Raw genomic sequence first — 24,774 nt, 5'->3', positions numbered from 1 at the left:
CACGTCACCGTGCACACGGAGGCCGCGGCTAGTGCGGTGGGTGCTCACGACGGACGAGTTCGCGCACGTCTGGACCAGCGAAACCGGCGTGGATTTCCGGCCCTATCCCGTCAACGCGGCCATCCCGACCACGCCCGCCCCCGGTCTGCGGCAGCAGTACGCCCGCAACACCGATCCCGATCTGGCCGCGGCCCTGCTGCTGTGCGCACGCACCGATCTGACCACGCTCACCGTCTCCGGTGAACGTTCCGCCCCCGGTTCCGCGCCCGAACGCATCCTGGCCTGCGCCGCGGTCACGCTCACCCACGCCGCGATCCTGATCGCGCGCGGCGATTCGATCGTGGTGATGCTCGCGCCCGCCCCGGCGATCGGCGAACGTCTCGTCGAGGTGATCGGTTCGGCTCCGGCCGGGCGCACCGCGGTCATGCGCGAGGCGCAGCGCGCGGTCCTGGTCAGCGGGCGTCATCCGATACCGGCCGGACCAGCGGCTTTCCAGCGCGCACTGCGGGCGCCGGTCGATTCGCGCGGCATCGTCACCGTGACCACCGCCCCGTCGAATCCGGCCCCGCCCCCGACCTGGCACCGCACCTGGCTCGACGTCGCGGGCGACGGCCGCTACCTGCTCACCACCGCCGACCAGCTCACCCTGACCCCGGTCGACGACGACGCGTTCGCCGCACAACTGCGGCTACTCGCCGGCGTCCACTGAGCGAACCACCGCACCCGCACCGGGCAAACGTCTACGCTGCCCCAGCAAACGTCTACGCTGCCCCAGCAAACGTCTACGCTGCCCCAGCAAACGCCGACGCTGCCCCAGCAAACGCCGACGCTGCCCCACGCGAACGCCGACGCTCCCCGCACACACGCCGGACGCTGCCCCGGACTAAAGGCCGACACTGCTCGCACGCACGCCGACCCTCTCTCCCCGCACAAACTTCGACGCTGCCCCGGACTAAAACGCCGACGCTTCCCCAGGCAAACGCCGACGCTGACACGCACCCGCCTCGAACACCCCTCCTCCGAACGCGGCCATACTGCCTGTATGCCCAAATCGCCCTGGTCCGTTCCGGTCACCGAAGCACTGCACGCCAGCGGGGTGCGGGTCGCCGACCTGGACACCAATGCCACTCCGGGATTCCGCGGCGACAAGAAGGCCGGTGAACTACTGCTCGAAGAGCGTCGCGCGGTGCTGTCCGGCCTCCAGGAGAAGCTCTACGCCAACGGCCGCTCCGGCGACCCCCGCAACATCCTGCTGGTGTTGCAGGGGATGGACACCGCGGGCAAGGGCGGCATCGTGCGGCACGTGATCGGCTCGGTGGATCCGCAGGGCGTGGATCACGCCGCCTTCGGCGTGCCCAGCGCGCAGGAACGCCGCCACCACTACCTGTGGCGAATCCGCAGACAACTGCCGCGCGGCGGGCAGATCGGGGTGTTCGACCGTTCGCACTACGAGGACGTCCTGGTCGTGCGGGTGCACGATCTGGTCCCGCCGGACGTCTGGGGCAAGCGCTACGACGAGATCAACCGTTTCGAACGCACGGCCGCCAACGCGGGCACCACCATCATCAAGGTCGCCATGTTCGTCTCCCTCGACGAGCAGCGCAAACGCCTCACCCAGCGGCTCGACCGCCCCGACAAGTACTGGAAATTCGATCCCGCCGATATCGACGAGCGCGCCTACTGGCCCGCCTATCAGGAGGCGTACCAGGCGGTCCTGGACCGCACCTGCACCGAGTACGCGCCCTGGTACGTCATCCCGTCGGACCGCAAGTGGTACTCCCGGCTCGCGGTCACCGAGTTGCTCATCGATGCCTTGGGGAAATTGGATCTGGACTGGCCGCCGGCCCGGTTCGATATCGCCGAACAGCGGCGTCGCCTCGCCGATCTCTAGATTTCGTCACCGGAAATCCCGGTCGGATACCGAGAGTTCACACATCCGGGGACGGAAATCTCGAGGTGCTCTCAGGTTCACCCGCAATCATGTGGTCCGAACACCCCGTGACGGCCGACGGCCCGTACCATCGGGGCGGCACGACAGTCGGACCAACACAGGAAAGGCGTGGTGAACTCCGAGGTGAGCAAGAATCCGCGTGGTAAGAACTCACTCGCCGCGGTGAAGGGTGGCGATCGTTCCCGCACGATCCTGATCCAGGTCGCCGTCGCGGTCGTCCTGCTCGCGCTCATCGCCGCCATCGGCATCAGCATCGCGGTCAAACATTCGAACAATGTGAAGCGCGACGCCGCCAACCGCCCGACCGTCACCGCGGCCGCCACCGCCGACGGCCTGACCGGTTCGATCACCGACAAGGGCGCGATCCGCATCGCCAAGCCCGGCGCCAAGGCCACCGTCCGCGTGGTCGCCGATATGCAGTGCCCGGTCTGCAAGCAGTTCGAGGCATCCAACGGCCAGGTCCTCACCGACGAGGTGAACAGCGGCAACATCGCCGTCGAATACAACGTCATCTCCTTCCTGGACCAGAATTCCGGCGGCTCCCGCTACTCCTCGCGCGGCGCGAACGCCGCCTACTGCGTCGCCGACGCCGACCCGTCCAAGTTCCAGGCGTGGCTCAGCGCGATGTACCAGCAGCAGCCCGAGGAGGGCGCGGGCGGCCTGCCGGACAGCAAGATCATCCAGATCGCCACGGCCGCCGGAATCACCGATCCGTCGGTGGCCAAATGCATCACCGATGACAAATACGACGCCTACGTGCAGAAGACCACCCAGGCGGTGTTCGCCACCGGCATCAACGGCACCCCGACCGTCTTCGTGAACGACACCAAGGTGCAGACCCAGAACGCGCTGTTCACCACCGACGGGATGAAGGCCCCGATCGAGGCCGCGCTCAAGTGACCGCCGTACCCCCGCGCACCGCGTGGCTGCTGCTGGTCGGCACCGTCGCGGGCTGGATCTCCTCGATCGTGCTGACGATCGACGATTTCAAGCTGCTGATGAATCCGGCCTACGTGCCGTCCTGCAACATCAACCCGATCATCGCGTGCGGATCGGTGATGGCGTCCAAGGAAGCGCACGTGTTCGGATTCCCGAATCCGATCATCGGCGTGGTCGGGTTCTCGGTCGCGGTGACCATGGCCGTGCTCGCGGTCGCGGGTGTGGCGCTGCCGCGCTGGTTCTGGGGCGGGCTGTGGCTCGGCCTGGTCGCGGGCGTGGTGTTCATCTGCTGGCTGATCTTCCACACGCTGTACCGGATCGGCGCGCTGTGCCCGTACTGCATGGTGGTGTGGGCGTTCACGCCGATTCTGCTGGCCGCGGTCACCAAACAGATCTGGGGTAACGCGCGGGGTGCGGTGCGCATCCTGGTCGAATGGCGTTGGACGTTCGTGATCGTGTTCTACGCGGTCGTGCTGGTGATGGTGTTCCTGCGTTTCCAGACGTACTGGACCTCGCTGCTGTGAGCTTGTCCCGCAACGACTTTCAGTTGGGCGGGCCCGAGGCCAGCACGACGGCGACCTCACGTCGCGAGCCGTCCGGTTCGGTCAGCGCCAGGCGCACCGTATCCGCCGGTTTGCGGACGTTGAGCACGGATTTCAGGGTTTTCGCCGAGGAGATCGGGCGGCCGTCGACGGCGGTGATCACCTCGCCCGCGGTGAGTCCGGCCGCGTAGGCGGGCATACCGTAGACGCTCACGTCGACGCGGGCGCCGCCGGTGGCCGCGTCCGAGGTCAGCACGCCCAGGGTCGCGGTCGGGCCGATGTGCACGGTGTCGGTCGGAGTGCCCGAACGGATCTGCCGCACGATCTCCATCGCCCGATCGATCGGCACCGCATAACCGGTGGCGCGCCCGTCGGTTCTGGTCGGCTCCCCCGACGCCGCGGTCACCACCCCGACGACCGCGCCGGTCCGATCCACCACCGCGCCGCCGGACTGCCCGGACGCCACGGGCGCGTCGAGTTCGAGCATTCCGGTGAGTGCCTTGCGGCTCAGATCGGCGGCGTCCCGCGCGACGATCGAGGTGTTCAGCGAGGTCACGGTGCCCGGTTCGGCGGTGGGATGTCCGGTGCCGCCGGCATTTCCGATGGCCATGATCTGATCGCCGGGCCGCAGCGCGGACGAGTTGCCCAGCCGGACGCTCGGCAGTCCCCCGGCCCCGGTCAGCGAGAGCAGGGCGATATCGGCGCTGCTGTCGTAACCCAGCACGGTCGCCGGGAACTGCCCGCCGGTGCCCACATCGGCGACGGTGATGACCTCGGCGCCCTTCACCACGTGATGGCTGGTCAGCACCTCGCCTGCGGCGGACAGCACGATGCCCGAACCCGCCGCGCCCATGCCGGTCGGCTCGATCGAGACGTTGATGTTCACCAGTTCCGGTTCGACCGTGCGGGCTATCGCGACCGGATCCAGCGGCGGCAGCGGCGGCGAGACCTCGGTTGTCTCGGTAGCGGTCGAACCGGTCAGCCAGTGCGGCAGCCCGCCCTGCAAGCCCAGCACGACGGCCACCGCGAGCAGCACGACCAGCACCCCCGCGGCGGTGCGGCCGGTCCTGCCGACCCGCGTGGAGGCATCGAAATTCCCGGAACCATCGTCCTGCGGCCGCTCGTCGGACATCGACACTCCCGCCTCGTGCGCGCCCGTGAGGCGTCGGCGTTTGTATCAGTATATTTTCGCCGCCGGTTCCACGGCGCGGCTTCGCTGCGGCCCAACCGGATTCGGGCCGGGAAACCTCCGATCACCGGTGATTCGGCTCATCGGTGATCGGGCTCATTGGTGATTCAGCACCGCGACGCCGAACATGAAACCCGTGCCCGCGACGGTGCACAGCAGCGTCAGGCGGGACGGATGCCCGGCGTGCGCCTCGGGCAGGATGTCGGCGGTGGCCAGGTAGAGCAGGAATCCGGCGAAGTAGCCGAGATACAGGCCGGTCGCCTCCTGCGGGACGTGGACGAGGGTGCCGATGGTCGCGCCGACCACGGGAGCCAGCGCATCCAGGGCGAGCAGCAGCAGGGCGCGGCGGCGGGCGTTGCCGTAGAGGGTGGTGATGGTGAAGGTGTTGAAGCCGTCGGCGAAATCGTGGCAGATCACCGCGATCGCCACCGCGGTCCCCACGCCGGTTCCGGCCTGGAAACTCAGGCCGATGCCGAGGCCGTCCAGGGTGCTGTGGAAGACCAGTCCGCCCGCCGCGAGCAACCCCACCGACTCGAAACCGTGTGTGTGCGTACCGAATTCGACCTCGTGCGCGGTGTGGATGGCCACCGCGCGCTCGATGATGTGGATGGTCAGGAAGCCGACCACGGCGGCCACCAGCGCGATCGGCACGCCCGCGACGGACTGCGGGGTCTGTTCGAGCGCCTCGGGCAGCAGATCGAACGGCACCACCCCCAGCATGACGCCCGCCGCGAGCCCCAGAATCGCGTGTTTGCGATCGCCGATCCGCACCGCGACCAGGCCGCCGATCAGCGTCGAACACATCGATATCAACGCCACCAGGATCGCCATCGGTCCAGCATGTGGCATGTGTGAGCGGGGCGCGCGCAGATGCTACCGGCGAGTTCGGCGACGTTTTGCAAAGCTAAGAATGCAGGAGTAGGCATACATTCATGACCACTGCCGCGGCATACGCTTTGACCACCCCCGACGGTCGGTTCGAGAAGACCTCGATCGAACGACGTGACCTGGGCCCGCACGATGTGCTCATCGACATCAAATACGCGGGCATCTGCCACTCGGACATCCACACCGCCCGCAACGAATGGCATCGCACCCGCTACCCCTGCGTCCCCGGACACGAGATCGCGGGCATCGTCGCCGCGGTCGGGTCCGCGGTGACCAAGCACCGGGTCGGCGACCGCGTCGGCGTCGGCTGCATGGTCGACTCCTGCGGGAAGTGCGCGTCGTGCCTGGCCGGTGAGGAGCAGTACTGCACCGGCGGCGGCACCATGACCTACAACACCGGCGTCACCGAGGAGTTCCAGCCCGGCGGCACCACCTACGGCGGATATTCCACGCAGGTCGTGGTGACCGAGAATTTCGTGCTCGCCATTCCCGAGGGCATCGGCCTGGACGTGGCCGCGCCGCTGCTGTGCGCCGGGATCACGCTCTACTCGCCGCTGCGGCACTGGAACGCCGGTCCGGGCAAACAGGTGGCCATCATCGGCATGGGCGGCCTGGGACACGTCGGGGTGAAAATCGCCGCGGCGCTCGGGGCCGAGGTGACGGTGCTGAGCCAGTCGCTGAGCAAACAGGAGGACGGCCGCCGCTTCGGCGCCCAGCACTACTACGCGACCTCCGACCGGCAGACCTTCAAGGATCTGCGTGCGCGTTTCGATCTGATCGTCAACACCGTCTCGGCGAATCTGCCGATCGACGACTACATGCGGCTGCTGAATCTGGACGGCACCCTGGTCATCCTGGGCCTGCCCGACAAGCCGCTGTCGGTCCAGCCCTTCACGCTGGCGAATTTCCGGCGTTCACTGGCCGGTTCGATGATCGGCGGCATCGCCCAGACCCAGGAGATGCTGAATTTCTGCGCCGAACACGGCATCGGCGCGGATATCGAGGTGATCTCCGCCGACGGCATCGACGCGGCCTACGAACGCGTCCTGGCCAGCGACGTCCGCTACCGCTTCGTCATCGACGCCGCCACCATGTGATGTCCGGACCGGTCGAATTCCGCGCCGCGCGGATTCGGCCGGTCCGCATTCCCGCTGCCGCCTATTGCAACTCCGCAGCTATCCCTCGCGCGCGTTTCCGCTCGTTTCCGCACTCGCGCGATAACCGATCACGGCCCGGTAATTCAATACCGATGTGACGCTCATCACTGGGTTTGCGCCCGCCCGATTCCTGCACTACTAATTAATGCGTTCGATTCGCACACAGCAGCTGACTGGCGATTCGCATGGGGGAGCCTTAGATCTTGGGGAATCCGTGGGGTGTCGCTGCGTCGGGAGGGAAATCAGCATGAAATTCGGAAAGTTCACCGGAATCGTTCTCATGGCGATCAGCGCCGTCGGCATTGCCGCGGGCACCGCGAATGCCGCGCCGGCCGTCACGCAGCCCGCGCCCGCCGTGGTGGCGCACAATGACGCGACCTCGGGCGTCGACCACGGAATCAACTACAAGACCTCGGTCTCGCCGGTGAACCGGGCCATCACCGCCACCGTCGACGCCGGCCGTTTCGTGGTCGCGGCGGACGGTTCCTCGGTCGCCCTGAAGTCCAGCACCGGCGCCACGCTGGATCAGATCTCGCTGCACGGGAACCTGGGCGGCCACGCCTTCAGCGCCGCGCAGCGGATCAGCGCCGACGGCCACACCCTGACCCTGACCCCGCAGGTCGCCGCGGCGGAGATCGGGCAGGTCAAGGACGTCAACGCGATCAACAACCTGATCCCGATCCTGATGAAGAACGCCCTGGGCATCTGGCTCGGCGGCGCCATCGGCGGCACCCTGGGCGCCCTGCTGGGCTTCGGCATCTTCAGCATCATCACCGCGCCGGTGGGCGCCATCATCGGCGCCGGTATCGGTGGGTACGCGATGGGCGGCCAGGAGTTCCTGAACGCGGTCAAGGCCGCCGCCGGCATCCGGTAACCACTGATCACACGATATGAACGGGCCCGCGTATTCGATACGCGGGCCCGGTTCGTGCGTCAACCGGAAATGTGAAAATCAGATAATTCGCTATGGTTGAGATTCCATCTTTCCCGAAATTCCGGTATGGAAATTCCGCTACGGACCGTCCGGACCGGACAGCAATTCCGTGTCCGGACCGGACAGCGAAATCACCTCTGAAAATCGCACTATCGATGTCCGCAGACCCGGCCGCGATACGACGGATCCAATGCCCGCAGCACGAGTTGGATCGCAATCGGCGAGCGGGGAAATCCGACGTGCGTGACAGCCGCTCCGGCGCATGCGGTCTGCACCCAGATATTGTCGACCGCCGCTTCGGGGCCCGCGCGCAGGAACGTCGATTCCGGGGGCGTGGTCGTATCGTCCATGCGGGTCGCAATGACCGTGTAATCGACGCCGGGCACGGTATCGCCGCCCGCGTTGAGGCGGGTCAGGAATTTACTGCCGGTGATCTGCTGCACCGCCGAGATGCCGAGCACGCTGCTCACCGCACCGGCCACCGGGCCCGCCGCACTCGCGGTGTCCAGCGGATAACCCAGCAGGACCGAGGTCGAACCGTGGTTGGTCGCGCCCAGGGTCACCAGTCGGCGCACCACGTCGCGGCGCGGATCGGCCGCGTCGGCGCCACCGGCGAACCGCAAATACTGCCGGGCCACCACCCCGCCCTGCGAATGCGCCACCAGATCCACGTGTGCCGCCGACGTCGCGGCCCGGACCCGACCGACGAAATTCGCCAGCTGCACCGCTGAACGACCGATATCGCCGGTGCCGTAGATCCCCGGCATCCGGCCGAGCAAACTCGTGGCGTCCTTGCCGTAGTTGAGGGCGTACACGCAGTAGCCCTGGGCCTTCAGGGCCGGTGCGAGCCGGTTCCAGTTGTCCTGGTTACCCCAGGTGCCGTGGATCAGGACGACCGGATCGGGATGCGCCGCCGAGGGCCTGCACCGCCAGTCGTTCGCGCCGGGCGGTGCCACACTGCCGTCGAGTACAGGTGCCGCGTTCGCGGCCGGTCCACCGAATCCGAGCATCGCATACAGAACCAGAACGGCCAGGAAGACACCGGATGAGCGCATCCGATGCTTCCTCCGCGGCGGTGCGAAGTCACAGGACATCCCACAGATCGTAGGGCCGGACCCGCCGAATTTCGCGGAGGCGACCGCTGACACAGCTGTGGGGCGATGCCGCGCATCGCCCCACAGCCCAGGTCGAAAGCCTATTCGCCGGCCTTCTCGCGCAGTGCCTTCTTCGCCGCCTCCTGGGCCGCGTCGACCTGACCGGAGAACTTGCCACCGGTCTTCTGATCGACGGCGTCACCGGCCTTCTCGATCAGCGGATCGAGCTTGTCGGCGTGCTGTCCGGCCGCATCCACGGCCTTCTCGGCCACATCCTTGAACTTGTCGAACATTCCCATGGGATCTCCTGGTCTGAAAACAGTAGTTCCCACACAGCTAACCCGACCGGGCGAGCGAACGGAACCCGGGGGCGGCCGATGCGGGCAACCCCGCAGCTCACCCCTGCGCTTCGGCCCGCCGACGGACACGGCGCGCCGCGGCGACCATATTGCGCAGCGCGGGTTCGAGCTGCCAGCCGTGCCGGGTCTTGAGGCCGCCGTCCGGATTCGCCCACAGGCGTTCGGGGGTGACGGCCGCCGCGGCCGCGGTGAGGAGTTCGTCCAGTTCGTCGATGTCGGGGATACGAGCCGAACGGCTTTCGTACACACCGGGTCCCACGCCGTGCGAGAGGCCGTGGCCCTCCTCGGTGTCGTCGGCCAGCGCCTTGAGCACCCATTCGATCGAACGGGTGGCGACGACCGCCGTGACGTCCGCGTCCAGTTCCTCGATCGCCCGGACGATCTCGGCGCGACCGGAATACGCGATGTGCGTGTGGATCTGGGTTTCCGCCCGCACACCCGAGGTCGCCAGCCGGAACGCGTTCACCGCCCAGCGCAGGTACTCCCGGCTCTGGGTCCCCTCGCGCAGCGGCAGCAGCTCCCGGATGGACGGCTCGTCGACCTGGATGATCGACACTCCGGCATTCTCCAGATCGGCCAGCTCGTCCCGAATGGCAAGGGCCACTTGGTCGGCCGTCTCGTACAGCGGCTGATCCTGCCGCACGAACGAGCGCGCCACCATCGTAACCGGCCCTGTCACAATGCCTTTCACCGGTTTGTCGGTGAGCGACTGGGCGTAGGTGGTCCACTCCACCGACATCGGCTTGGGCCGCGCGACGTCGCCGTACAGCACCGGCGGGCGCACGCAGCGCGAACCGTAGACCTGCACCCAGCCGAAATGCGTGGTGGCGAAACCGTCCAGCAGTTCGGCGAAGTACTGGATCATGTCGTTGCGTTCGTGCTCGCCGTGCACGAGCACGTCCAGGCCGATGTCCTCCTGCAACCGGATGGTCGACTCGATCTCCGATTCGATCCGCTTGCGGTACTCGTCGTAGGACAGTTTGCCCTGGCCCAGGTCGTAACGCGCCTGACGCACGGCATCGGTCTGCGGGAAGGAGCCCAGTGTCGTGGAGGGCACCGGCGGCAGATTCAGCTTGTCGCGCTGGGCATCTCGGCGCACCTCGTACGGCTCACGCTCTCGCATTTCCGGCGTGATCGCGTAAACCCGTTGCCGCACAGCGTGTTTCTGCTTGAAGTGCACTTCACGCGGACGACCCTGCCACTTCGCAGCCTCGCCTCCCGCAAGCCCGCCCCCGCCTTCGGTGAGCGCCTTCGCGAGCGAAACGACTTCCAGCACTTTCTGTTTCGCGAAGGCGAGCCGATCCGCGACCGGGCCGTCGATGTCGTATTCGACCAGCAGGTCGTAGGGCACGTGCAGCAGTGTGGTCCCGGTGGACACCACCAGATCCGGACACACCTGCGACAGCGCGTTCAGATAATCCAGCGTGACCCGACGGTCCGCGCGCCACACATTGGTGCCGCCGATCACGCCCGCGTACAGCCGCTTGCGCTTGATCCCCGGAATCTTCGCCAGTTCCTCGGGCCGCACCCGATGACTGGCCAGGTCCAGCCCGATCGCCTCCACCTGGGTCTGCGCCAGGATCGCGGTCGCCTCACCGAAATCGCCGTACTGGCCGGTGACCAGGATGCGCGGGCGCAACGGCGCGGTGGACAGTCGCTGATACGTGTGCAGGAACGCGGCCAACTCGGCCGGGCTGCGATCGCCGGTGAAGCACGGCTCGTCCAACTGCACGCAGGTCGACCCGCGCTTGGCGAGCATCTCGAACAGTTCCTCGTACACCGGCAGCAGCTTGTCCAGCAGGCTCAGCCGATCGAATTCGGTCTCGCCCGGCACCTGCCCCGCCTTGGACAGCAGCAGCAGCGACATCGGACCCAGCACCACCGGCCGCAGTTCGATACCGCGCGCCATCGCCCGGTCGAATTCGTCCAGCAGGGCCTCGGGGTGCAGCGAGAATTCGGTGTCGGCGTCGAGTTCGGGCTGCCGGTAGTGGTAGTTGGTGCCGAAGAAACGCACCAGCTCGAGCGGCGGCAGATCCGGTCGGCCGCGAGCCATCAGGAAGTAGAAGTCCAAGGGGTGCAAGGCTTCTCGATACGGCTCGAACCGCTGGGGCACCGCGCCGAACAGCAGCGCGTTGTCCAGCACGTGGTCGTAGAAGGAGAAGGTGTTGCCCGGAACCTGCGTCAGCCCCGCCGCCGCCAGCTCACTGAACTGCGTCTCCTGGATCTCCCGGCCGACGGCCAGCAAACTCTCCCGAGACAGACTCCCGTGCCAGTACGACTCGAGCGCACGTTTCAGTTCACGGTGCGGCCCGATCCTCGGATACCCGAGAATGCTCGACCCGAAGCCATCGGTGACATTGACCATGAGCTGGACTCCTCTCCGAGCTGCGGTCCCCGCGACCTGAATGCAGCTTACGGCTGGTGAAGCAGAATGCCGACGCACCGGACGCCGACGGATAAGTCGAGAGACGGAATTTGATCATTCGCACCGCACCGCACCGCACAACCCGCCTACCAGGCCGAACATCACAGCAACAGGCACTACATCGAAAGCATCGGGCACTACGTCAACCGTCGGCCCGCAACCTCGCGCGCTCTCCCGGCCCCGCACGAAGCGAGCCTTCGAGCGACGAGTTCGCGGCCGACTCACCGTTGCGCACTCGAAGCGCATGGGCGAGGCCCGAGTCTCGAGTGCGCGACGGCGAGCCTCGGTGGCCGCGAACACGCCGGAGCGGAGGCCGAATTACACAGCCTTGTACTGGTAGAAGCCCGCGCCGGACTTCTTGCCGAGCAACCCCGCCTCGACCATGCGCATCAGCAGCGGCGGCGCGGAGTACAACGGCTCCTTGAACTCGGCGTACATCGAATCCGCGATGGACTTCACCGTGTCCAGGCCGACCAGGTCGGTCAGCGCCAGCGGACCCATCGGGTGCGCACAGCCCAGCACCATCGCCTTGTCGACGTCTTCCTTTGTGGCGAAACCGGATTCGACCATCCGGATGGACGAGAGCAGGTACGGCACCAGCAGCGCGTTCACCACGAAACCGGAGCGGTCCGCGGAACGCACGACCTGCTTGCCCAGCACCTCCGACGCGAACGCCTCGGCCCGCTCGGCGACCGCGGCACTGGTCTTGAGCGTGGTCACCAGCTCGACCAGCGGCAGCACCGGCACCGGGTTGAAGAAGTGCATGCCGACCACGCGCTCGGGCTGGGTGGTGGCCACGGCGATCTTCATGATCGGAATCGAGGAGGTGTTGGACGCGAGCACCGCGTCCGGATCGGTGACGACCTTGTCGAGTTCGGCGAAGATCGAGGTCTTGACCTCCTCGCTCTCCAGCACGGCCTCCACGACCAGCTGCCGGTCCGCGAAATCGCCGAGATCGGAGGTGAACCGCAGCCGCCAGGCCGCCTGCTCGCGCTCCCGCTCGGTGATCTTGCCGCTGCTCACGCCGCGATCCAGCGACCGCAGGATGCGGGCGCGACCGGCGGCGGCGAGTTCCCGGGTCTGCTCGAACACGAGCACGTCGACGTGCGCACGAGCACACACTTCCGCGATTCCCGCGCCCATCTGTCCGGCGCCGATGACACCAACGCGCTGAATCTTCACTGTTCCGCCTCTCCGAGAATTTTGCGGGCACCCTGAGTGCCCCATCAGTCGTGCGCTCCCCCGCCTCTCCGCGACCTCAGCGTGTCGTCGAGTACGTGAAGACTTGCGCTTCGGGCCGAGGTTCGGGACGCGGTCGAGACTTGGACGTCCCCGGCAAGTTACCCATGTTCTTACGAAATCAGTTGTCGCGTACCGAAAATCCATTGGGTGTGTCGGCATTGGTTGGTGCTTTTAGGTAAAAACCCTTCCCGCCGGGGCTGTTCGGACGGGAAGGGTCGGTGGGCACTCGTTGCAGGAGTGCCCGTGTCGGGTGGTGGGAAACCGACGGCGAGCAGGTCGCCGCCGGTTCACCGCACTGCCGCCCGTTACGGGCGACCGGTACAACTCAGTGGAACTGGCCCTCTTCGGTGGAGCCCTTCAGCGCCGCGGTGGAGGTGTTGGGGTCCACGGTGGTCGCGATGGTGTCGAAGTAGCCGGCGCCGACCTCACGCTGGTGCTTCACGGCGGTGAAGCCACGCTCGGCGGCGGCCTTGAACTCGCGCTCCTGCAGGTCGACGAAGGCGGTCATGCCCTCGCGGGCGTAGCCGTAGGCCAGGTCGAACGCGGCGTAGTTGAGCGAGTGGAAGCCCGCCAGGGTGATGAACTGGAACTTGAAGCCCATCGACGACAGCTCCTTCTGGAACTTCGCGATGGTGGCGTCGTCCAGGTGCGCCTTCCAGTTGAAGGACGGCGAGCAGTTGTAGGCCAGCAGCTGGTCGGGGAACTCCGACTTGACGCCCTCGGCGAACTTCCGCGCGACCTCGAGGTCCGGGATACCGGTCTCCATCCAGATCAGGTCGGAGTAGGGGGCGTACGCCTTGGCCCGCGCGATGCAGGGCTCGATGCCGTTCTTGACGTGGTAGAAGCCCTCGGAGGTGCGGTCACCGGTGATGAACGGACGGTCGCGCTCGTCGACGTCCGAGGTGATCAGGGTGGCGGCCTCGGCGTCGGTGCGGGCGATCACGACGGTCGGGGTGTCGGCGACATCAGCCGCGAGCCGGGCAGAGGTAAGAGTGCGGATGTGCTGCTGGGTGGGGATCAGCACCTTGCCACCGAGGTGGCCGCACTTCTTCTCCGACGCCAGCTGGTCCTCCCAGTGGGTGCCGGCGGCGCCCGCGGCGATCATGGCCTTCTGGAGTTCGTAGACGTTCAGCGCGCCACCGAAGCCGGCCTCACCGTCGGCGACGATCGGCACGACCCAGTTGTCGACCGAGTTGTCGCCCTCGACCTTGGCGATCTCGTCGGCGCGCAGCAACGCGTTGTTGATGCGGCGCACGACCGACGGCACCGAGTTGGCCGGGTACAGCGACTGGTCGGGGTAGGTGTGTCCGGACAGGTTCGCGTCACCGGCGACCTGCCAACCGGACAGGTAGATGGCCTTGAGGCCGGCACGCACGGCCTGCACGGCCTGGTTACCGGTCAGCGCGCCCAGCGAGTGGATGTACTCGCCCTCGGTGTTCACGCCCTCCCAGAGGATCTCGGCACCGCGACGCGCGAGCGTGTGCTCTTCGACGACGCTGCCCTGCAGCTTCACGACCTGATCGGCCGAGTAATCGCGGGTGATGCCCTTCCAACGGGGGTTGGTGTCCCAGTCCTGCTGGATCTCCGCAGCGGTTTTCGGGGTGCCGGTGGTCGACATCTCTTACTCCACTTCCTAGTTCGGGTCGAGTGCCCCATGTGCGGACTCCGTCGGGTTCCGACTGCGCTTTCGGCGGTCGGGGCCCTGCGATGTCCGAACACTGCTGGAGCGGTGATTTGCAGGCTTGCTATGCCCATCGGGTGTACTTCAACACGATGGCACACCAGAAAAGTGCCGTCTACCTGTTGCTACTGTAAATCTCGGCTAGCTTTCCCGGCACGTTTGCTAACTCTGCGAAATTTGCGAGCGAATTGCGGGCCTGCTATCTACCAGCGAGTAGGTCTGACATGCGGATTTACGTAACGCCCGTACTGTTAGCGTGACCCTTACCACCGGCCGGATTTCCGCGCCCGCATTGCCGACTGTGACTACGTTCACAGGGCAGCGGACCGTCGATTCGTGGCGGCGGTCACCGACACCGATCACATTCGGTGTCCCGGAACGTTCGGACCGGTTCGGACTGCCAGACTGATCCAGCCGAATCCCGCCGGAATCCACCGGTCCGAATCCATCAGCCGAGGAGCACGATGCGGAAACTCTCGATCGCCGCCGCCGCACTGGCCGTCGCCGCGGCCGCGCTGGTACAGCAGCCACCGGCCCAGGCCGTGCCCGCCACGGGCGTCTTCGAATCGGCCGGGCCGCTGTCCGCCGCGGCGACACTGCCCGGTTCGGTGGGGTCGCAGCGGTTCTTCTACGGCACCACCACGGTCGGCGACGCGCCGACCACGGCGAGTGCGGCGGTCTACTTCCCGCCGGGCGCGCCGCCCGCCGGGGGCTGGCCGGTGATCGCGTGGGCGCACGGGACCGTCGGCATCGGTGACGACTGCGCCTACAGCGTGGCCGGGCCCGCCGCGGTGCAGCGCGACTGGTCCTATCTGGGGACCTGGTTGCAGCAGGGTTATGCGATCGTCGCGGCCGACTATGCCGGGATGGGGTCGCCCGGTGAACATCCGTATCTGGATGGGCGGGTCGAGGCGCACAACGTCGTGGACGCGGTGCGGGCGGCGAGCGGGCACTATCGGACGCTGGCCCGCAAGTGGGTCGTCGTCGGTCAGTCGCAGGGTGCGGGCGCGGCGGTCTCCACCGCCCGGTACGCGACCGCCTTCGGTCCGGGGCTGGACTATCGCGGCGCGGTCGCGACCGGCACTCCCGCCTATATCGAAGATGTGATCAGCCTGCTCGGTCCGGGTGTTCCGCCGGTGAAACTCAGCGGCGACACCACCGCGTACGCGCTCTACATCATCGATGGGCTGCGCACCGCGCATCCGGAACTGCACATCGAGTCGTATCTGACGCCCGCCGGCCGCTACTGGGCCGACCGCGCTCGCACCGAATGCCTGACCCCGCTCGGCGCGGCGACCACCGCGCAGAAGGTGATCGGCGGCAACCTGTTCGCCCGGCCGCTCTCGGACATCCCCGATTTCCACGGCCTGCTGCACAACTACCTCGGCCTGCCCGAGTCCGGGTACGACCGGCCGCTGTTCATGGGGCAGGGTTTGACGGACACCGACGTCATCACGCCGGAGACGCTCCGCTTCGCGGCCGTCCTGACCGCCAACCACCAGCCCCTCACCTTCCACACCTACCCGACCGATCACAGCGGCACGGTGCTGGCTTCCCAGCCGGACTCACTCCCGTTCGTGCGCAAGCTGTTCGGCTGAGTTCGCGCCGACCGCAGTCGAGGCGGTGTGTGCCGGATGTCCGGTGCGCACCGCCTTTTTCGTTGTGTCACAAGACTTTCATGTACGCTTGGCAATCACATTACCTACTCTTTACCAAAGTTGATATCGAGGCGGCCATGACACGATCAGCAACACTCACCTTCTCGGCCATCACCGCCCTGGCAGCAGGCGGTCTCGCCCTCGGGACCGGCACCGCCGAAGCCGCGGAACGCACACCGGCATCGCGATCCGCGAGCTGCCTGTGGGCCGGCACCGCCCACGACCGGGGCGCGAACATCCACGCGGGCGGCTGGACCTTCCGCTGCGGCACCGACAACCGCGGCGCACCGAGCTGGTCCCGCACCGCGAGAACAACCCTGCCCAGCACGGTCGCCAACCCGGGAGCCCACGCCGACCCCACCGACACCTTCAGCCCCGGCGCCCACCAACCCGGCACCAGCTACACCGACCACTGCGTAGGCAACCAACTCATCGAAGGCACCGAAGACATATTTCAAGCAGTCCGCCACAACGACGGCCGCACCTACTGGAAAGCCATCTCCCCCATCACCGACTGGACCTTCCACCCCCTCGAAACCCGCCCCGCCCCCACCTGGCGCTCCAGCGGCAGCTGCCACGACGGCAGCCTCATCTGACCCTCGACCAGCGGCGGCGGGTACGCGGTCACCCACCCTCCGAGCGCGGGCAGGCTCCGCACATCGCCTTCGGTCAGGAGCGGACAAGAACGTCGAGAGCGACGCTCGTCGTGGACTGCCCACAACGACGGAACCAACCGCGACACGGCATCGACGTTGTGCGCCGACCAGGCACGGAGACAGTGGAGGGGCGCGTTGGCGATTCGACGCCGGGACCGCACGCCTCGGTCGCACCCATGGTGACGGGATCCGGCGGCAGGAGCCGCGAAGATGTTCGCGGCGATACCCCGGGACCGTGCCCACGACAGCGACTCCGCTGCCGATATGGCATCGGCGTTGTGAGCCGACCATGGGTGGCGGCGGAGGTTGTGGTGGCGGTCCGGGCTCGGATCGCGCCGTAACTGCTGAAGCAGCCTGGGCATGACGGCGGTGCTGTGGGCCGACCGGATTCGGGGCTGCGGAGGTGGTGTTGGACGCACGCGGCGGTTGTGTTCGCGGAGTGGGTTCCTGGCGCGGCGGTGGAGGTTGTGGCGGCGGTCCGGGCTCGGATTGCGCCGTAGTGGTGTGGGTATGGCGGTGGTGCTGTGAGCCGACCGCGCTCGGGGTGCCGAGGGGGATCCGGGGTTCGGAACGCACGTAGCGGTTGTATTCGGGGTTCTGGGTGGAGGCTGTGGGGTGGTTGTGTTCGGGGCGGCGGAGAGGCGGGGGCGAGGTTACTCTCGGCGGGGTGAGTGAAGGGCGGTGTGACGGGATTCTGCTGGCGGGTGGGGCCGGGCGGCGGTATGGACGGCCGAAGGTGTTGGCGGAGGGTGGGGAGTGGTTGCGGGGGGCCGTGGCGGCGTTGGCGGAGGGGGGATGTGGGCGGGTGTATGTGGTGTTGGGGGCTACGGGGCCGGCGCGGCGAGATGCGAGTGGGTGGTGGGTGTGCGAATCTCCGGCTATTGCCATACCCGAAGGCGCGCAACCGGTTTGGGCCGCGGACTGGGCGGTGGGGGTGGGGGCTTCGCTGCGGGCGGGATTGCGGGCGGTGGCGGATGCGGAGGATGCGGCCGAGTATGTGGCGATCATGCCGGTCGATACTCCGGACGTCGGTGCGGATGTCGTCGCGCGGGTGTTGGGGGCCGCGCGGAGGGCGCCTAGTGGGTTGGCGCGCGCGACCTTTCACGACCGGCCCGGTCATCCGGTTGTGCTATATCACAAGCACTGGGCGGCGGTGATCAAGGCCGCACAAGGAAATTCCGGAGCCAGGGAGTTTCTGGTCAGTAGACCGGATATTGTGGCCGTCAGGTGTGACGATCTGGCGACGGGACGTGACCACGACTATCCGCCCACTCGCGCACGCTGATCGGGAGCTTGTGATGCGCGACATCGTCGATGACCTACTGCGGGTGTGGCATTCCGGGCGTATCGGTGCCATGGCGACCCTGGTCCGGACGTTCGGTCCGGCGCCCATGCCGATCGGTTCGGCGATGCTCGTGGATCCGGACGGACGCGTCTTCGGTTCGGTCTCCGACGGCTGTTACGAGAGCGCCATCTACGACGCGGCGATCCATTCGGCGCGTTCCGGCCGCAAGGAATTACAGCGTTTCGACCCGAACACCGGCATGGACAGCGCCGACTGCGGCACCATCGATGTGTTCGTGGAACCGTTCTCCCGCAACGACTTTCCCGAATTTCCGGCCGTCGCACAGGATCTCGCCGGGTTCAAACCGGTGACGGTGTTCACGGTGGTGTGGCATTCGGATCCGACGGTGATCGGTCAGCATCTGGTGACCGACCGGCGGCACAACACCGAACTGGTCGCACTGCCCGAATCCGATGTGTTCTGCTGCTCGTTCGCCGCCGCGCCACGCCTGATCATCTTCGGCGCCAACGCATTCGCCGCCGCGCTGTGCGTTCAGGGCAGACAGCTGGGCTACCGCGTCACGGTGTGCGACGCCCGGCAGCGGTTCGCCGCCGATCAGTCCTTCCCGGGTGCCGAGGTGATCGTCGACTGGCCGCACCGCTACCTCGAGGCGCAGGCCGCGGCCGGGTTGATCGACTACCGCACGGCCCTGGTCACGGTCACGCAGGATCCGAAATTCGAGATCCCGCTGCTCACCTCCGCACTCCAGCTCCCCGAATTCGGTTATCTGGGCGCGCTCGGCGTCGGCCCCGCGCACGATCAGCGGCTGGCGGCCCTGCACTCGGAGGGTTTCGACACCGACACCCTCACCAGGCTGTACACCCCCGCGGGCCTGGATCTGGGTGCGAGTACGCCGATGGAGACGGCCGTCGCGATCGCCGCCGAAATCCTGGCCGTGCGCGCCCGCACCCCGTCGCATCACACCGGCCCGTTTCCCGCGCTGACCTGATCCCGAACACCTGATATCGCGGCTCACTGCCCGGTGAACCAGGCCCGCGCCGACCGCCGGAACAGCAGTACCACCAGCACGATCGCACTCAGCGGCCCCAGCCACCCGGGCGGATGCCCCGCCGGAATCGACGGCACGGTCCACAGCATGTTCAGCACGGCCAGCAGCACCGCGCAGATCCGAATCCCGTCCCCCACCGCCCCGAACGCGAAGGCCAGCAACCCCAGCAGCCAACTCGGCACGAAGTACACCGCCGTGATCCCCGCCGACCGCGCCCCGAACAGCCACCCCGCCGAGGCCACACACACCAGCCCGATCACCGCCATCCCCCACGCCACCACCCGCGCCACCCGCACGGTCCCCGGCATCGAAAACCCCTCCCCCGCCGCAATCCCCTTGTCGGACATCATCTCTCCCATCCAGCAGGATCGACTCTCACCACAGCGAATCCGAGGCGAACCCTACCGCCGCACCCCAGCGACATCCGAGCGACGCGCCATCAACCTCCCGGCACACAGCCGATTCGACGCTCCCGCACAACTGCTCGCCCACCGTACGCATCTTCGACGCTGCGAGTCGTGGTGATCGATCACATCCCGCGGCGCCTTCGCGCTGCCGTGCGATCTCGTTGCCGCAGGAACAGCGATTTCACCGAACCGAGGCGGAGTCGTCGACCATTCCTGGGAACTCCACCCAGGGCGCTCTCAGTGAAATCTCAGTGCTGGTGGGGCACGGTGCGGGGTGTGATGAATCCTGTGCCGGTTGGCATTTCGCCCGCGCGGGCGCTCGCAACCAAGGTTCCCGAGATCACCGTGTTGTTCTGGGTGATCAAGGTGCTCTCGACGGGGATGGGTGAGACGTTCTCCGATTTCCTGGTTTCGAAGCTGCCGCCGGAGCTCGCGGTGGGCGGGGCCGGGGTGGCGCTGATCGTCGCGCTGGTGGTGCAGTTCCGCAGTAGGCGTTATGTCGCGTGGATCTATTGGACGGCCGTGGTGATGGTCAGCATCTTCGGGACGATGGTGGCCGATATCGTCGATTTCGGCTTGGGCGTGCCGTTGCAGGTCACCACGATCGGGTTCCTGGTGCTGCTCGGGGTGATCTTCGCGGTCTGGTACGGGTGCGAGAAGACGCTGTCGGTGCACAGCATCACCACCCGGCGGCGGGAGGCGTTCTACTGGGCGACGGTCATGATCACCTTCGCCCTGGGCACCGCAGCCGGAGACCTCACCGCGGGCAAACTGCACTTCGGCTACCTCGCGTCGACCGTGCTGTTCGCGGTGGTCATCGCGATACCCGCGGTCGCGCACCGCTGGGCCGGACTCGGCGCGATCCCGGCCTTCTGGGCGTCCTACATCGTGACCAGGCCGCTGGGCGCCTCGGCCACCGACTGGCTCGCCTCCGACCGCTCGGACGGCCTGCGCCTGGGCACCGGCTGGGTCACCCTGGCGGTGACGATCCCGATGGTCGCGCTGATCGCCGTCGCCGCTCGGCGTCCCGACAGCTCATCGAACGTGCCCGATGATGCGGATCTACTCGGCGACAAGGATATTCGCGCACTGGATGGTCTCGGCGAGAGTCGATGATCCCCGCCGCCGCCCAGTTGTACCGACCACAACCACCGGCGCTTTCCCGAGGCGGCCACACCAAGCGGCGGGGGCATGGGTGATTTCGGGCCGCTGATCCTCCGGCGGCAACGGACCACCCTGGCCAACGCGGGAGCATGGTGATTTCGGGCCGCTGATCCTCCGGCGACAACCACCCTGCCCGACCTGGGACTTCGATCTCCCGGATCAGGACACCGGACCGAGCACGCGCAGCAGATGTTCGATCTCCTGCTGCACGGCGTGACGGCCGGGGCCGAGGTAGCGGCGCGGGTCGGACAACTCCGGGTTCGCCGAGAGTTCCGCTCGAACCGACTGTGCCAGCACGATATTCAGCCGGGTCGCGATATTGAGCTTGCGCATGCCCGCGCGCACCGCGGAACGCAATCCGGCGTCGGGCACTCCTGACGAGCCGTGCAGCACAAGGGGCACAGGCACTTTCGCGGCCAGCCGGGCGATCAGCTCGTCGTCGAGCACCGCGTCCCTGGTGTGCATGGCATGCGAGGACCCCACCGCGACGGCCAGCGCGTCCACCCCGGTGGCCGCGACGAATTCCACCGCCTCGTCCGGATCGGTGCGCACGCCCGGCGCGTGCGCACCGTCCTTACCGCCCACCTCGCCCAGTTCCGCCTCGGCGAAAACCCCGCGCTCCCGGCACCAGGCCGCGATTTCCGCTGTGCTGCGGACATTTTCGTCGTAATCCAGCCGCGACCCGTCGTACATCACCGACCGCACACCGACTTCGACCGCGGCCCTGATCAATTCGTGTGAGGTCGCGTGATCCAGATGCACCGCGAGCGCGGCCGTACTGTCCTGCGCGATCTGCAAGCACGCGCGCGTCAACGGCCGCAATCCACCGTGATAACGCACGGTGTTCTCCGAAATCTGTAGTATCGCAGGACGTTCCGCCGCCTCGGCCGCCGCCGCGATCGCCTCGGCGTGCTCCAGCGCGATCACGTTGAACGCACCCAACCCACCCGGTTCGGCAGCGGCGAGCAGTTCCGGAACAGTGGTCAGGCTCATGACTCGTCCTTGATCTCGGTGACGACGATGTCCGGCGCGAGCCGCTCCCGCAACGCCCGATCGATCTCCCCGGCGACCGGAATCACCACGGCCGCAGCGGAAGTCGCGACGGCGTCGGCCACCAGCGCGGCCCAGTCGGGTTCGGCCGCGGCGGCGAGTCCGGCGATCACGGCGGCCGCCGCGGCATCACCCGCGCCGGTGGGATTACCCGCCATGGGCTCGGGCGACGCCGCCGCCCAGGCCCCGGACGCGGTCACCGCCACCAGGCCCTCGACACCGCGGGTGGCGACCACCGCCCGCACCCCGCTCTCGATCAGCGGCCGCACCGCGGCCACCACCTCCTCCGGACTGCCCGCGGGCGATCCGGTCAGGCGCTCGAGCTCGTCCCGATTGGGCATGAGCACGATGCCGGGCACCTCGGCGGCCAACTCCAGCGCCCGCCCGTCCACATCGCAGATGGTGGGCACCCCGGCCGCGAGCGCGACCCGCGCCAACTCCGCCGGAATCCCGTCCGACACGCCGCCGGGCAGCGATCCGGACACCACCATCCCGCCGGAATCGTTCAGCATGCCCGCGACCCGGACCTTCAACTGGTCGACCGCATACGGTTCGTTCAGCCGCGCGCCCGGCTCCCACAGCGAGGTGGCCGTCCCGTCCCCGGATTCGCTGATGACCACGGTCCGCCGGATCCAGGGCAGCGCGTGCACGAAATCCACCGGCAGTTCCAGCTCGGCCGTCGCGGAGAACATGTGATCGGCGAAACCCGTTGCCCGCGAATACTTTCCCAGCTGATTGAGCACCCGCGAGACGTTGATCCCCTTACCGCCGATGCGCTGCTCGACCGACAGCACACGATGCTCCCGGCCCCGCTCGAAACGCTCCACGCGATAGGTCATGTCGTAGGCGGGGTTCATGGTCACGGTCAGGATCACGTCAACTACCTTCCTCGTCGCAGGGTTCGACGCAACCCCATGTCCTCGTCGAGTATCAGGATGTCGGCATTACATCCGGGACGCAGATCACCCACATCGTCCAGGCCCGCCGCCGCGGCCGGGGTGGCGGTCGCCGCCCGCACCGCATCGGGCAGCGCGACGCCACACTCCCGCACCGCCCATCGCACACAGTCCAACAGCGTCGACGTCCCCCCGGCGATCGATCCGCTCGCCACCCGCGCCACCCCGTCGCGCACCCGTACCGCCTGCGGGCCGAGCCGGTACTCCCCGTCGGGCAGTCCGGCCGCCTGCATCGCGTCGGTGATCAACGCCACACTCCCGCGCGCGGTCGCGAAGGCCAGCGCGCCGAATCCGACGTCCACGTGCACTCCGTCGCCGATCAATTCCACCACCGCGTCACCGTGTGCGGCGGCCACCAGCGCGGCGGCGACGGGGCCCGGGGTGCGGTGGTGCAGTGGCGGCATACCGTTCGCCAGATGCGTGACGAGTGTGCCGAATCCCTTGGGCGACAATGCTTCCCGGAATTCTCGGTAGCCCGCGTCACTGTGCCCCAATGCGACGACGACACCGTTCGCGGCGAGTTGCGCGGCCGCCGCAGCGAATCCGGGACGTTCCGGAGCCAGCGTCATCACCCGCAGGCGCCCGTCCGCGGCCGCGAGCAGCCGATCGATCAGCACCGGATCCGGATCCAGCAGATACCGCGGATCCTGTGCACCGCACCGCATCTCCGACAGGAACGGCCCCTCGGCGTGCACACCCGCGATCACCCCGTCGGCGGCCAGCCCGCTCAGCGTCGCGGTCTGCGCGACCATATCCTCCGGCGCGGCCGTGACGATCCCGGCCAGCACCGTCGTCGTCCCGTTGCGCAGGTGGTATTCGGCCGCGCCGCGCGCCTCGCCGGGATCGGTGGTATCGAAGCGGTGCCCGAATCCGCCGTGATTGTGGATATCGACGAGCCCGGGAATCAGCGTCCCGGCGAAGGGCGGCGGCGCGAGGTCCGGATGGGCGGCGGTCCAGGACGCGAAGGATTCCACCGCGACGATCCGCTCGCCTCGGAACGTGACAACGCCGTCGTCGAAAGTATTCGACGCCGCGACGATCCGGCCCCGCAGCCGGGTCTGCGGCTCTCGGTTCACACCATCACCTCGTCCATCACGCACTCGCGCACCCGCTGTCTCGATGCCCGCGCTCGAACCGTACCCGCCCGGACTCCCCATGCCGCAACCATTCGGCAAATTCAACCGGGACAACCGCGCCGGTCGTTCATTCCAGCGTGCCGGATCGGGCGTATCGGGCGGCCCCGACCAGCCCGGCGCGCACCCCGAATTCGCCGAGGACCACTCGTGGAGCCGGTGCCACGTACAGCAGTTCGTGCAGCCGATCCTGGAGCGCGTCGCTGAGCACCGCGCCCGCGCGCGCCAGGCCGCCGCCGAGCACGATCAGTTCCGGACAGGTCGCGTGGATGACGCCGAACAGCCCTTCGGCGAGCGCGTCGATGGCGTCCGCGATCACCGCCCGCGCCTCCGGATCACGGTCCATGACCTCGAAAACCGTTTCCGCGCCGGGTATTTCGCGGCCGGTGCGCGCGGTGTAGGCGCGCGCGATCGCCGCACCCGAGGCGATCGTCTCCACACAGCCGACATTCCCGCACGGACAACGCAACCCGTCGCGGTGCCGCACCGGGATATGCCCGTACTCCCCGGACTGACCGGCCGCACCGCGCACCAGCCGCCCGCCGACCGACAGCGTGCCGCTGATTCCCGTCCCGAGAATCAGCACGCACACGTCGTCACAGCCGCGTCCGGCGCCGAACCGCCATTCGGCCCAGCCCGCCACCGCGACGTCGTGTTCGATCAGCACCGGCATATTCCAGCGATCGCGAAACCGGTTGCCCACCTTCACATCCCGCCACCCGACGTTACTGCTGAACACCGCCAGCGAACGCACCGGATCCACGATGCCGGGCAGGATCACCGCGGCCCGCATCATCCGATCACGCTGTGCCGCAGGGAGTTCCGCGAGCAGCCGAGCACCCAACTCACCCACCGCGTCGAACGCCGCCGCACCCGGCGGCGTCGGGACGCTACCGCTGCCGAGCACGTCGCCCGCGGCATCGGTGATCTCGGCCTTGATCGTCGTCCCGCCGACATCCACGGCGAGGACCGGATCGGCCCCGGAAGCGCGCACC

23 protein-coding genes are annotated in these 24,774 nt (G+C 67.7%); 11 read left to right on the top strand and 12 right to left on the bottom strand.

Features of this window, described 5'->3' with window-relative positions:
- Positions 1 to 40 precede the first annotated feature (40 nt).
- The 4 genes from NRB20_RS06025 (at position 41) to NRB20_RS06010 (ending at position 3,414) form a co-directional block, all read left to right on the top strand.
- Positions 41 to 709, top strand: coding sequence for an ESX secretion-associated protein EspG (locus NRB20_RS06025; RefSeq protein WP_194289741.1), 669 nt, complete (start codon positions 41 to 43; stop codon positions 707 to 709).
- Between the two features lie 333 nt (positions 710 to 1,042).
- Positions 1,043 to 1,891: a polyphosphate kinase 2 family protein gene (locus tag NRB20_RS06020; RefSeq protein ID WP_153408245.1), complete on the top strand. Its 849-nt coding sequence runs from the start codon at positions 1,043 to 1,045 to the stop codon at positions 1,889 to 1,891.
- Positions 1,892 to 2,062: 171 nt separating this feature from the next.
- Positions 2,063 to 2,851, top strand: coding sequence for a DsbA family protein (locus NRB20_RS06015; RefSeq protein ID WP_319944529.1), 789 nt, complete (start codon positions 2,063 to 2,065; stop codon positions 2,849 to 2,851).
- Positions 2,848 to 3,414, top strand: coding sequence for a vitamin K epoxide reductase family protein (locus NRB20_RS06010; RefSeq protein ID WP_319944528.1), 567 nt, complete (start codon positions 2,848 to 2,850; stop codon positions 3,412 to 3,414). The genes NRB20_RS06015 and NRB20_RS06010 overlap by 4 nt, the downstream gene beginning before the upstream one ends.
- Before the next feature lie 19 nt (positions 3,415 to 3,433).
- Here NRB20_RS06010 and NRB20_RS06005 read toward each other — a convergent pair whose 3' ends face one another.
- Positions 3,434 to 4,564, bottom strand: coding sequence for a S1C family serine protease (locus tag NRB20_RS06005; protein ID WP_153408243.1), 1,131 nt, complete (start codon positions 4,562 to 4,564; stop codon positions 3,434 to 3,436).
- A gap of 153 nt (positions 4,565 to 4,717) precedes the next feature.
- A complete protein-coding gene (locus NRB20_RS06000; protein ID WP_153408241.1) occupies positions 4,718 to 5,452 on the bottom strand; it encodes a ZIP family metal transporter in 735 nt (244 codons plus the stop codon).
- Positions 5,453 to 5,553: 101 nt separating this feature from the next.
- Here NRB20_RS06000 and NRB20_RS05995 point away from each other — a divergent pair, with 101 nt between their 5' ends.
- Positions 5,554 to 6,606, top strand: a complete 1,053-nt coding sequence (locus tag NRB20_RS05995; protein ID WP_153408239.1) for an NAD(P)-dependent alcohol dehydrogenase — start codon at positions 5,554 to 5,556, stop codon at positions 6,604 to 6,606.
- Positions 6,607 to 6,913: 307 nt separating this feature from the next.
- Positions 6,914 to 7,540 (top strand): hypothetical protein, encoded by a 627-nt coding sequence (locus NRB20_RS05990; protein ID WP_153408237.1) that lies wholly within the window; start codon positions 6,914 to 6,916, stop codon positions 7,538 to 7,540.
- 209 nt (positions 7,541 to 7,749) lie between these two features.
- Here NRB20_RS05990 and NRB20_RS05985 read toward each other — a convergent pair whose 3' ends face one another.
- From NRB20_RS05985 to aceA, 5 genes are all read right to left on the bottom strand, one after another.
- Positions 7,750 to 8,655: an esterase/lipase family protein gene (locus NRB20_RS05985; protein WP_153408235.1), complete on the bottom strand. Its 906-nt coding sequence runs from the start codon at positions 8,653 to 8,655 to the stop codon at positions 7,750 to 7,752.
- Positions 8,656 to 8,795: 140 nt separating this feature from the next.
- Positions 8,796 to 8,993, bottom strand: coding sequence for an antitoxin (locus tag NRB20_RS05980; protein WP_153408233.1), 198 nt, complete (start codon positions 8,991 to 8,993; stop codon positions 8,796 to 8,798).
- Between the two features lie 97 nt (positions 8,994 to 9,090).
- The gene (metE, locus tag NRB20_RS05975) at positions 9,091 to 11,418 is read right to left on the bottom strand and encodes a 5-methyltetrahydropteroyltriglutamate--homocysteine S-methyltransferase (protein ID WP_153408231.1); all 2,328 of its coding nucleotides are present in this window, start codon (positions 11,416 to 11,418) and stop codon (positions 9,091 to 9,093) included.
- Positions 11,419 to 11,796: 378 nt separating this feature from the next.
- The gene (locus tag NRB20_RS05970; RefSeq protein ID WP_319944527.1) at positions 11,797 to 12,660 is read right to left on the bottom strand and encodes a 3-hydroxybutyryl-CoA dehydrogenase; all 864 of its coding nucleotides are present in this window, start codon (positions 12,658 to 12,660) and stop codon (positions 11,797 to 11,799) included.
- Between the two features lie 385 nt (positions 12,661 to 13,045).
- Positions 13,046 to 14,338, bottom strand: coding sequence for an isocitrate lyase (gene aceA / locus NRB20_RS05965; RefSeq protein ID WP_153408227.1), 1,293 nt, complete (start codon positions 14,336 to 14,338; stop codon positions 13,046 to 13,048).
- Between the two features lie 527 nt (positions 14,339 to 14,865).
- Here aceA and NRB20_RS05960 point away from each other — a divergent pair.
- From NRB20_RS05960 to NRB20_RS05945, 4 genes are all read left to right on the top strand, one after another.
- Positions 14,866 to 15,999, top strand: a complete 1,134-nt coding sequence (locus NRB20_RS05960) for an alpha/beta hydrolase family protein (RefSeq protein ID WP_153408225.1) — start codon at positions 14,866 to 14,868, stop codon at positions 15,997 to 15,999.
- A gap of 137 nt (positions 16,000 to 16,136) precedes the next feature.
- Complete coding sequence (locus NRB20_RS05955) at positions 16,137 to 16,655, top strand: hypothetical protein (RefSeq protein WP_153408224.1); 519 nt, start codon at positions 16,137 to 16,139, stop codon at positions 16,653 to 16,655.
- A 661-nt stretch (positions 16,656 to 17,316) separates the two neighbouring features.
- Positions 17,317 to 18,000, top strand: coding sequence for a nucleotidyltransferase family protein (locus NRB20_RS05950; protein WP_319944526.1), 684 nt, complete (start codon positions 17,317 to 17,319; stop codon positions 17,998 to 18,000).
- A gap of 13 nt (positions 18,001 to 18,013) precedes the next feature.
- On the top strand, positions 18,014 to 19,009 hold the full coding sequence (locus NRB20_RS05945; RefSeq protein ID WP_153408221.1) for an XdhC family protein: 996 nt from the start codon (positions 18,014 to 18,016) through the stop codon (positions 19,007 to 19,009).
- A 23-nt stretch (positions 19,010 to 19,032) separates the two neighbouring features.
- Here NRB20_RS05945 and NRB20_RS05940 read toward each other — a convergent pair whose 3' ends face one another.
- A complete protein-coding gene (locus NRB20_RS05940) occupies positions 19,033 to 19,416 on the bottom strand; it encodes a hypothetical protein (protein WP_153408220.1) in 384 nt (127 codons plus the stop codon).
- 339 nt (positions 19,417 to 19,755) lie between these two features.
- Between NRB20_RS05940 and NRB20_RS05935 the strand changes: the two genes are divergently transcribed.
- Complete coding sequence (locus tag NRB20_RS05935; RefSeq protein ID WP_153408738.1) at positions 19,756 to 20,592, top strand: COG4705 family protein; 837 nt, start codon at positions 19,756 to 19,758, stop codon at positions 20,590 to 20,592.
- Between the two features lie 207 nt (positions 20,593 to 20,799).
- On the opposite strand, the gene NRB20_RS05930 is transcribed toward NRB20_RS05935, so the two are convergent.
- From NRB20_RS05930 to NRB20_RS05915, 4 genes are all read right to left on the bottom strand, one after another.
- Positions 20,800 to 21,633, bottom strand: a complete 834-nt coding sequence (locus NRB20_RS05930) for a class II fructose-bisphosphate aldolase (RefSeq protein WP_153408218.1) — start codon at positions 21,631 to 21,633, stop codon at positions 20,800 to 20,802.
- Complete coding sequence (locus tag NRB20_RS05925; protein WP_319944525.1) at positions 21,630 to 22,565, bottom strand: hexose kinase; 936 nt, start codon at positions 22,563 to 22,565, stop codon at positions 21,630 to 21,632. Before NRB20_RS05925 ends, NRB20_RS05930 begins: the two co-directional genes overlap by 4 nt.
- Positions 22,566 to 22,570: 5 nt before the next feature.
- On the bottom strand, positions 22,571 to 23,722 hold the full coding sequence (locus NRB20_RS05920) for an N-acetylglucosamine-6-phosphate deacetylase (RefSeq protein ID WP_319944524.1): 1,152 nt from the start codon (positions 23,720 to 23,722) through the stop codon (positions 22,571 to 22,573).
- Between the two features lie 127 nt (positions 23,723 to 23,849).
- Positions 23,850 to 24,773, bottom strand: a complete 924-nt coding sequence (locus tag NRB20_RS05915; protein WP_319944523.1) for an ROK family protein — start codon at positions 24,771 to 24,773, stop codon at positions 23,850 to 23,852.
- Position 24,774 lies beyond the last annotated feature (1 nt).

This window comes from Nocardia macrotermitis, assembly GCF_009604405.1.
GTDB classification, from domain to species: domain Bacteria; phylum Actinomycetota; class Actinomycetes; order Mycobacteriales; family Mycobacteriaceae; genus Nocardia; species Nocardia macrotermitis.
Note: the sequence above shows the minus strand (reverse complement) of the source record. Positions and strands in the feature narration are given on the sequence as shown.